Source organism: Veillonella sp. T14073-2, from assembly GCF_002959875.1.
GTDB classification, from domain to species: domain Bacteria; phylum Bacillota; class Negativicutes; order Veillonellales; family Veillonellaceae; genus Veillonella; species Veillonella infantium.
In genome coordinates this window covers 121,153-129,982 of the sequence record NZ_PPDC01000007.1, presented here as the reverse complement: position 1 = coordinate 129,982, position 8,830 = coordinate 121,153, and the positions used below count along the sequence as shown (strand labels likewise).

Sequence of the window (8,830 nt, the reverse complement as noted above, 5' to 3'; positions counted from 1 at the left end):
ATTAAACTTTAAAGAATATACCGACCCGTTTACGGGTGAGCCAGTAAAATAGGCAAAATAAAAGCCCCCGAGTAGGGGGCAGCCAGTGGTAATAGAGTGGTTGTCAGATCATTCAATGCCCTCTTTAAAGGGCCACCACTAGAGAAAGACCCTTATAGGGTCAGAGCAAACCACCCGTTCTACGGGTGGTTATGATTTAAATCAAAATTTTGTTATGAAAAAAATAAAGGTGAATTGTTTCACGTGAAACAATTAAAATTCTTATAGTAGCTTTTTAGAAATACAAAATGAGGTTTAAAAATAAGATTTAATCATATTATTTGTTAATATGATTAAATATGCGTATTATTAAAGAATGTAGTTAGTAGAAAAATATAGATATTTTTTTATGGAATTTGATTTGTAATTACCGTAATTATCGTTGTTTTATGTTATAATTAAAAAGAAATATTTTGAACGAACATGTGAGGTGAATTAAGTGGGCAAAGTTATAGCTATTACTAATCAAAAAGGCGGTGTTGGTAAAACAACAACATCCGTGAATTTGAGCGCTTGTTTGGCTGATGCTGGTAAAAAAGTATTGCTTGTTGATTTAGATCCACAAGGTAATGCTAGCTCTGGTTTAGGTATTGAAAAAGATGATTTAGAACTCTGTGTACACGATGTTCTTATCGATGGTGAACCTATTGCTGATGTTGTTCAGCCTACAATGCTTAAAAAGCTATTTGTAGCGCCTGCAACAATTCAATTAGCTGGAGCAGAAGTGGAACTCGTTTCAGTTGTTTCACGTGAAACAATGCTGAAAAAAGCATTGGCACCAATACGTGACGAATACGATTTTATCATTATTGACTGTCCGCCATCCCTTGGCTTGCTAACATTAAATGCCTTTACAGCAGCAGATAGTGTACTAATTCCGATTCAAAGTGAATTTTACGCATTAGAAGGGGTTAGTCAATTAGTAAAAACTATAACAATTGTGCAACAAACATCTAATAAAAATCTTGAAATTGAAGGTGTTTTGTTAACTATGTTTGATGGTCGTACGAACTTATCAATTCAAGTTGCTGATGAAGTGAAAAAATTCTTTGGCAATAAAGTGTATAAGACTATTATTCCACGTAATGTACGTCTTAGCGAAGCTCCAAGTTATGGTGAACCTATTATCGTATATGATCCAAAATCTAAAGGGGCAGACGTATATACTAAACTAGCTAAAGAAGTGATTAAAGCTTCAAAAGATAAATAAATAGTTCAATAGATACCTAATTGTTTAGTTAAATAGCTGAAATGACTAGACTAATATCTTGGCTAGTAAATAAATGAGTGCTACAAATTGATATATAATCGCATATATAAGGTGAGAGAGGTTAGTTATGCCTAGAGACATAAAAAGTAAGAAAAGTAAATCATCCGGCTTGGGGAAGGGCCTTGGAAATTTAATGAAGGTAGATACGGTAGAGTCTGTATTACCTGAAAAGGAGATTCATGAACTACCAATCTCCGAGTTAGTTCCTAATGCAGATCAACCTCGTAAAAGTTTTGATGAAGATAGTTTAGCAACATTAGCTGAATCTATTAAGAATCTTGGTATTTTTCAACCAATTGTAGTACGTAAACAAAAGAATAAATATCAAATCGTAGCTGGTGAACGTCGTTACCGTGCTGCTATTATTGCAGGTTTAGAGACAGTACCAGTTATTGTAAAGAAATATAATACAGAAGAAATGACAGAGGTAGCTCTTGTTGAAAATCTACAACGTGAAGGGTTAGATCCAATTGAAGAAGCTTTGGCATACCAAGGTCTAATGGATACGTATAAACAAACGCAAGAAATGATTTCTGCTCGTTTAGGTCGCAGTCGTTCTTATATTGCGAATATGGTTCGTTTGTTAAAATTATGTGATTCAGTACAAAAAGACCTAATTGAAGGGGATTTAACAGTAGGTCAAGCCCGTCCATTGTTGGCTCTTCGTAGTGCTGCACAACAAATAGAAGCTGCCGAACGAATTAAAGAGGGCGAATTAAGTGCACGTCAAGCAGAGGCTCTTGTGAAGTCTATGCAAAATAAAACTCCTAAGACAAAGGCCGCTAAGCCCCAAAGTACTGCAGAGGTACGTGCTCTTATGGACCGTTTAAAACTAAGTTTAGGCTCTCCTGTAAATATTAAATTCCGTGCTGGTAAAAAGGTTCAAGGTAAGATTGAAATTGCCTTCTCTTCTGAAGCAGAATTAGAACGTCTCATTGCATATATGGATGGTCAAGATCATACTGATGATACTGAAACTGTAGAATTTAGAGTATAATTTGTTAGCAATAGCAATAGCAATAGCAATAGCAATAGCAATAGCAATAGCAATAGCAATAGCAATAGATAATCTTTTACTTCTTATTACTATATAATTACTATATATAGTGGATTTTTAATTAAATAACATAATTGGTATACTAAATTTGGAATGAATTATGTGAATTTAGTAATGACAAATAGATAACAATTCTGTATAATATAAATACAATTTACAATCCACGGTGAAAGCGTAGTCTACGGACTGCGCTTTTACTGTATATAAGGTATTTTATTGAGTTATAATAATATTGTAAGATAACTTAGAGATCATAATACATGTTGTAAGATGATTAACTATATTTTGTAAGAAATACAAATGTTAAGTAACAAGGATAGACTATGGAACAAACACCTAAAGCAAACCGCGTACATATAGGCTTTTTTGGTCGTTGTAACGCTGGTAAGTCTACATTGATTAATATGTTAACAGATCAATCTGTATCCCTTGTATCTGAGGTGGCAGGAACAACGACAGATCCAGTGAGCAAATCCATGGAGATTTTGCCATTAGGTCCTGTAGTGATTACCGATACAGCTGGTATAGACGATACAACTGAATTAGGTACATTGCGGATGGAGAAAACAGAAGAGGTTGTGAAAAAGATTAATCTCGCTGTTTATGTGCTTCGTACCGATGAAGAACCAACTACTGATGATATGCATTGGTTAGGCCTATTAAAACAAAATAATGTGCCTATTGCATTATTTATAAATGAAATCAATGCAGAAATTGATAAAGAAAATAATAAAGAAAAGAACATAGAAAATAAAATAGATGCATCTACTTATGTAGAAACTCATAAGGGATTATCTGATTTAGCTACCGTGATTGGCTCTGCTGATTTTACATCTAAAGTTAAACGTTTAGAATTACTTGATCTCTTGGGTGGGTTAACACCACTTGATGTGGAAGGGGATCAAACTCTATTACAGGGCCTAGTAGAAGAAGGGGATACCATAATTCTTGTATGTCCTATCGACAGTGCAGCACCAAAGGGCCGCCTTATTTTGCCACAAGTACAAACTATTCGTGAAATATTGGATTATAAAGGCTTAGCGTTAGTATGTCAAACTGAAGAATTACCTGCTATGATTAACTCTCTTAAATATCCACCCAAGATGGTTATCTGTGACTCGCAAGCTTTTGATCGCGTTGATGAATTGACACCTGATACAATTCCGCTGACATCATTCTCTATTTTGATGGCCCGATTTAAGGGCAAATTACAAGACTTAGTAGCTGGTGTAGAAGCGATTAAGACTTTAAAACCAGGCTCTAAGGTGCTTATCAGTGAAGGTTGTACACATCGCCGTCAATGTGATGATATTGGTACTGTAAAGATTCCTAATCTTCTTAAGAAGCAAGGTCATACAGATTTACAGCTAGAATTTACTAGTGGGGGCGCCTTCCCAAAAGATGTATCCCAGTATGATTTAATCATTCATTGTGGTGCTTGTATGCTCACACGCCGCGAGGTGTTACGACGCATTGAATGTGCCGTTGTACAAGGCACACCAATCGTAAATTACGGTGTACTCATAGCGGCTCTACATGGTATACTAGAACGAGCGATAAGCCCATTTATTGACGAAATAAAAGGGTAGGTATAATTAATCTATCATTACATATATTAAATTAAATTGTATGCAGTCATTTAACTTTCACAATATGAATGGTATAATTAAGTGTTGGAGTTTGAATGATTGTATAGGAAGGAATATACATGTTCGAATCGATTCAACCGTGGATTGGCATGGCGACCATCGTCCTTGTAATAGCATTGTTAGTGTATTGTGTAATCTTGCACATTCGCTTAGGGAGCCTTAAAAAGAAATATGATTTCTTTATGCAAGGGGACAATGGTGCGAGCCTAGAACGTAAATTATCTGTAGAGGTTAGCGAAATTCGCGATGCTGCTAAGGGTCTTGAGACTATGATGACCGAACAAGCGGCGATCCGCAATATTCAAAGCAATACGATACAAAAAATTGGCTTTGTTAAATATAATGCCTTTGAAAATATCGGTAATGATTTGTCTTTTGCGCTTACATTGCTTGATGGCAACAATAACGGTATCTGTATCTCCAGTATTTACGGTCGTAGCGAATCCCGTATTTTTAGTAAACCTATTGTGAAAGGTAAAAGTCTCGTAAGTCTTTCACAAGAAGAATTAGAGAGTTTGAACGAAGCGTTGGGCGAGCGCACCAATGAGGAAGCGTTAACGAGCGCCATCGTTTCTAAATAAGGAAGGTTTGTATTGAAAGTACCGGCATTTATTTCAAACAAAGTTGAAAGAAATGGTGACAACTGCATATTGACATTAACAACCAAGCAAGCGAAGATAGCAGCTATTGTAAGCTCTATCATAATTATCGCCGCATTGGTTCTCGGCATTTGGGGCATCGTGCGCCAAGCTGAGGTGGTGCAATTACGTCAACAGACACAATTGCAATCTGAACAGCTGAAATTGTTACAACAAAAGACAGATGTTTTAGATAAGAAAATTCAAAATTTAAATCAAATTAGCGAAGAAAACAAGCAAATGCTGAAGGGCGCTGAATCTGGCACACCATCTCAAGGTGGCGGGGACGGTAGCGACCCAAAGCAGCCAGCCGCTGATGAAAGCGAAGTAAAGACGCTAACAGCGGCACAACTATCAGCTCGTCTGTCCAAAATGGACAAGGACGCACAAAAATTGCTAGTTAGCTTCTATACAATGCGTAATATCCTTCGTGATGGTGGGGCGCAAGACCTTATGGCTATGCAATCTATTAACTTCTCTGCTGGCTCTGGTGGTGTTACGAATAATACTACACCAAGTATCTGGCCGAGCAAGGGCGTTATTACCTCTCCATTTGGTAGCCGTGTGGACCCTGTAACGGGCGCTATCGGTGCATTCCACGAAGGGGTAGATATTGCGGATGACTATGGTACACAAGTTGTAGCTACTGCTGCGGGCGTTGTAACCTTTGCAGGTTATACAGAAGGCGGTTACGGCAATCTTGTTGAAATCGACCATGGCAATGGCTTCGTAACACGTTATGGCCATAATAGTGCTGTATTGGTAACTGTAGGTATGAGCGTAAAACAAGGTCAAACCATTGCCTTGATGGGCAGTACTGGTAAAAGTACAGGTGCTCACGTTCACTACGAGGTACGCCTCAATGGATCTCCTACAGACCCTATGATCTTCTTACCAATTAGTAACTAAAATAAAACATAATTCATAGGATAAAGAACTTGTTATGCGTGCAAATGCACTAATAACAAGTTCTTTTTCTTTATTTTTGCATATATATATTGTAAAATAAAAGTATATGAACGGAGGTATATCTATGAAGGCCTATGTACAAGTTTATACCGGCGAAGGCAAGGGCAAAACGACCGCTGCTATCGGTCTAGCTATCCGTGCCATCGGTGCTGGCAAGAAAGTCCTCTTTTTGCAATTTATGAAATCTAAAGTATATAGTGAACATACTATTTTACCTACCTTACAGAATTTAACCTTAGAAACCGTAGGCAAGCCATTCTTTATCATCAAAGAAGGGATGAAAAGTAAGGATGAACTCGCTAAATGGGGCGATGAAGTCGTTGTCTTTGAATCTGGTAATCCGCCAAAAGATTATGTAGCACTCATCGAAAAAGGCTACGAACGCGCACTGGCTGCTATTAGCAGTGGAGAGTACGATCTTGTCGTTCTTGATGAATATAACATGGCGCTCTTCTTTGAACTCATTACATGGGATAAAACAAAGGCTTTGCTTGATGCTCGTCATCCAGAAACGGAACTCGTATTCACGGGCCGTGGGGCTCCTCAAGAATTAATCAACGAGGCAGACCTTGTAACGGAAATGAAAGAGGTTAAACATTACTACCTTCAAGGCGTAATGGCTCGAAAAGGTATTGAAAACTAATCATAGGTACACCTAAGGAGGTGATGTGGTTGAGTACAGTGGCTATTGTGGCTCTCGTTATTGTGGCCATCATTGCAGCACTCATCTTAATTATCCTACTGACACCAATCACATATAGTATCGAAGTTGACGGACGCTCGCCATATCGAGGCGAGGTGCGTGTCAAATGGCTGTGGCGTGTATTTTCACTGCATCTAGCGTATTTGCAGGACAAACCATTTTTTAAGGAATTATATATTTTGGGCATGCTCAAGATTGGTCCTGTGAAAGACTATGAAGAATGGCTTGAAAATCGTGTAGACGAAGAATACCAAAAAGTTGTGGATGAAGACGATGATATGTCACAAGCTGAAGCCTTTGCTAAGGCGATGCAAGGGGGCGGACAAGGTCCTTCTGCAAGCTCTAGTGGCACTAGCTTTGAAGATTTGAAGAGCTCTCAACGTTCTAACGCTACCTTTGGTGATGAAGAATCACCAGGGGCTGGTAGATCTGAAAATCCAAATGAACGCATTGAACGTCCTGAACAAACTTCTAAGGATATGGATGCACAGGCTCGAGCTGATCGGTATGACTCCATTCAGCAAGATCCAACAGCCCATATTAAAAGCGATGACGAAACAGTGAGCCGTGTTACTTTCAACAGTGACGGTTCTATCAAGGAAAAGGTATTTACGAAGGTGAAAGACCTCAAAACGACGGTTAAACATCGTTTTGAAAAACCAGATCCAAACGATCCGGTGGCATCATTTAAATCTAAAATTCCTACATTCTGGTTCATGAAACATGTACAAAATACAGAATTGTGGCACCAGCTATTCCTTGTTTCGAAGCGATGCTATGATCACTCTAAACCACGCGATGTGGCCATAGAAGGTCGATTTGGTATCGGTGACCCATATCGTATGGGGATTATCGCATCTATGCTGTACAGTATTTGGCCTGAGCAAGCTGAGAACATCGAGCTCGATTATGTAAATTGGGCCGGTGAAGGTAGTGGTCATATTAAAGGGCGCATCATTTTAGCGGTCATGGCTTGGCATGGTACAAGATTCTTGTTATCTAAACCAATGCGTTCCCTATTGGGTGAAAGCGCTCGCGTCTTCTGGATTAAACGGAAGGAAGCTAAGCAGTTAGAAAAGCTGAAAGCCGAACAAGGTCAAACAGCGTAAGGATATATTAAGTCAACTAAGTAAATGAGCTGTATTAAGACAATATATAAGGTCTACAAATAATGTATATGTCATATAGAAGTAAATACATAGTATAAAAACCTAAGTATTGAACGTACAGCAATGATACTTTCACAAAAAGCGGAGGTACTGTGATGGAAAACAGTAATGTAAAAGAGAATTTGGAAGTCCTATTCGAGAAATTCAAAAATATGATTAAGGTGGAAACTGTAGTAGGCGAAGCTGTGCAAATCGGTGATACTACACTTGTTCCATTCGTAGACGTAACATTTGGTTTTGGTACTGGTACAAACCACAACACTGCTAACAAAAACCACGAATGTGGCGGCGGTGGCGGCGGTGCCAAAATGGAACCAAGCGCTATCCTCGTTATTAAAGGCGAACGCATTGAGTTGTTCAACATTAAAGGCAACCCTTATAGCAGCAGCTTCGATCGTCTTATCGGTTTGGTGCCTGACCTCGTGTCCAAATTGAAATCCGATAAATACATTTATTTGAACGATGAACAATAATTCGACGTCGAATTATAAATAATAGGTGAAAGCCGTAATACCCACATGTGTGCTCTGAATATGTCCGTAGCGACTGTAATTTTAGCTTCAGGGTATGCTTGTGGGTATTATTTTAACTTTTATAGACTTTCATAAGCATTTCATAGGGCTTTATTATCCTATGTAACAGAGTCTTGTGAAAGTTAGCGAGATTTGTTATAGTAAAAATAGTACACTATTGGATTGTATAGTGACACTTTTAATCGAGGAGGATTTCAGATGAAATTATCTAAAAAATTGACTACCCTAGCTATCGTTGGTGCTATGTCTGCTACTGCTGCAGTAGCAAGTGCTGCTAACATTGGCTTAGTAAATATGAGCCAAGTAGTAAATAGCTACCCTGGCTATGGTGCATTAGATATGAAAATGCAACAAGTAGACGCTCAATACCGTCCACAAATTGAGAAAAAAGTACAAGAAATTGAAAAAATTCAAGATCAAACTCAAGCAGAAGCTGAATTCAATAAATCCGTAGCTCCATTGCTTCAAAAAGAAAACGATGAAATCAACAAAATTGCTCAACCTATGATGCAAGCAATTCACAATGCAGTTGAAACTATTCGTGTTGAGAAAAAAATGGATGTAGTATTGGATGATCCATACACAATTCGTGCAGCTGACGCTAACAGCAAAATCGAAAACATTACTAACGAAGTAATTAGCCGTCTTAAAAAATAATACGACTAAACATGACCCCTTATCTAATCTCGGATAAGGGGTTTTTGATTTAAAGGACTTTTATAGTAAGATAGAGAAATATATTAACAGAAGTAGTCTGTATAGAGATAACATATGGTAAGCATTATATAGGAGTTTTCTTTAAA

At 38.0% G+C, this 8,830-nt stretch carries 9 protein-coding genes; all 9 read left to right on the top strand.

The window, feature by feature from the left end; translation table 11 throughout:
• Positions 1-478: 478 nt before the first annotated feature.
• Positions 479-1,249, top strand: coding sequence for a ParA family protein (locus tag VCHSUH04_RS08100; RefSeq protein WP_105086127.1), 771 nt, complete (start codon positions 479-481; stop codon positions 1,247-1,249).
• A 127-nt stretch (positions 1,250-1,376) separates the two neighbouring features.
• A complete protein-coding gene (locus tag VCHSUH04_RS08095) occupies positions 1,377-2,306 on the top strand; it encodes a ParB/RepB/Spo0J family partition protein (protein WP_105086126.1) in 930 nt (309 codons plus the stop codon).
• A gap of 383 nt (positions 2,307-2,689) precedes the next feature.
• Positions 2,690-3,955 carry a [FeFe] hydrogenase H-cluster maturation GTPase HydF gene (hydF, locus tag VCHSUH04_RS08090; protein WP_105086125.1) on the top strand — a complete coding sequence of 422 codons (1,266 nt, stop codon included), beginning with the start codon at positions 2,690-2,692 and terminating at the stop codon, positions 3,953-3,955.
• Between the two features lie 119 nt (positions 3,956-4,074).
• On the top strand, positions 4,075-4,596 hold the full coding sequence (locus tag VCHSUH04_RS08085) for a DUF4446 family protein (protein ID WP_105086124.1): 522 nt from the start codon (positions 4,075-4,077) through the stop codon (positions 4,594-4,596).
• Positions 4,597-4,608: 12 nt separating this feature from the next.
• Entirely contained in the window at positions 4,609-5,562 is a 954-nt protein-coding gene (locus VCHSUH04_RS08080; RefSeq protein ID WP_105086123.1) for a M23 family metallopeptidase, read from the top strand.
• A gap of 124 nt (positions 5,563-5,686) precedes the next feature.
• Positions 5,687-6,265 carry a cob(I)yrinic acid a,c-diamide adenosyltransferase gene (locus VCHSUH04_RS08075; RefSeq protein WP_105086122.1) on the top strand — a complete coding sequence of 193 codons (579 nt, stop codon included), beginning with the start codon at positions 5,687-5,689 and terminating at the stop codon, positions 6,263-6,265.
• 29 nt (positions 6,266-6,294) lie between these two features.
• On the top strand, positions 6,295-7,434 hold the full coding sequence (locus tag VCHSUH04_RS08070) for a hypothetical protein (RefSeq protein ID WP_105086131.1): 1,140 nt from the start codon (positions 6,295-6,297) through the stop codon (positions 7,432-7,434).
• 155 nt (positions 7,435-7,589) lie between these two features.
• Positions 7,590-7,967 (top strand): GerW family sporulation protein, encoded by a 378-nt coding sequence (locus tag VCHSUH04_RS08065; protein WP_005384862.1) that lies wholly within the window; start codon positions 7,590-7,592, stop codon positions 7,965-7,967.
• A 258-nt stretch (positions 7,968-8,225) separates the two neighbouring features.
• Positions 8,226-8,684: an OmpH family outer membrane protein gene (locus tag VCHSUH04_RS08060; RefSeq protein ID WP_060924853.1), complete on the top strand. Its 459-nt coding sequence runs from the start codon at positions 8,226-8,228 to the stop codon at positions 8,682-8,684.
• The last annotated feature ends 146 nt before the right edge of the window (positions 8,685-8,830 follow it).